The following is a 1,183-nucleotide window of genomic DNA, read 5'->3' as shown; positions in this document are numbered from 1 at the left end:
GAATCATATTGTTATCGTATTGCCCATTACATGTTCTGGAGCAACTTATTTTAAGCTTAGGAAGTATATTGAAAGCTATCTTTTAGAGCATGACCTGAAGGATAAGCATATTAAGAAGGATTTTCTCAATGTTTTCACTATCATCGACAAAGAGCTTGCTGTTTTTTTGAAGGATGAACTACAGGATATTGCAAAATTGCCCACTCAAGATAAAGTACAATTGTACCATTCAATGGGTTGGAAAAATGCAAGCCAAGATGAAATCAACTTTGAACTTGGTCAGGTTAGAGCCTATTCGCTTATCCTGCTCGAATCAACTTTGCATCTTCCCGAAAAATGCGAGAGCTGTTTTCCGGATATTTCAGGTAAAATGCCAGTCGATGAAAAATTCCTGTTCTCTACAAATGCAAACTTTGGAACGCCTAACTTGGTCTTCAATTTGCCTAGGTTCTCATTTTCGAAATCTGCACAATTCGAGTTTAACAAGGTCATGGGCTTTGGTGGTTCCCGGGCTAATCCACATTTGTTTGGAAATATCCGGGTTAGCAATAACAGCTACCAGAATTTTGTGCAGGGTAACATCTTTTATAACAATAATAAGGAATCAATTCTTGAATTTTTTTCTGAAAGGCTTCGTCAAAGGCTAAATGATGTTGATGAAGTGGTTTTTGTAAGCCACGATACCAAGTATAATTCTTTGTTTTTGGAAGATATTTCTAGAAGCGATGCTTTAAAAGCAAAAAAGGTAACTATTCTCCGTTATAAGCCTTCCTATGAATTTGTTGATAATTTCATCACCTTATATAGTAGGATTTTTAATCAGAAAACAAAGATCATCTATTTTGAAGATGTGCTTTCAGGCGCCTGGACATTTAAAATAACAAGTGACTATATCAAATATGCAAAACAAGATAAATCAAAAAATACCGGGTTCGATATGGTATTGACTTTGGTTGATCGGACCAGCAATTTTACTGAAGATGAAATTTTGCGCAAGCTTTCGAAAGGAGTAGCTAATCATGAAGATATCATCTCCTATTTTAAACTTAACGTTCCCATTTTCATTAATGTGCTCGAGGACCCTTTGCAGGAGAAATATAATATGCTCCATCAGCTGATAAAAGAATGCCATTTGGATTCTTTAAGAATGATAGTAGCCAGGGACTGTCTCTTATACACATCT

The 1,183-nt window shown here is 35.7% G+C and carries 1 protein-coding gene; it reads left to right on the top strand.

All coding sequences use genetic code 11. The features are described 5' to 3' along the window. Window positions 1-1,183, top strand: a 1,183-nt coding sequence (locus JHD69_RS19835; RefSeq protein ID WP_199142069.1) for a hypothetical protein, incomplete at both ends; no start/stop codon positions are given.

The organism is Pedobacter sp. ASV12, assembly GCF_016429155.1.
Classification (GTDB): Bacteria; Bacteroidota; Bacteroidia; order Sphingobacteriales; family Sphingobacteriaceae; genus Pedobacter.
Note: the sequence above shows the minus strand (reverse complement) of the source record. Positions and strands in the feature narration are given on the sequence as shown.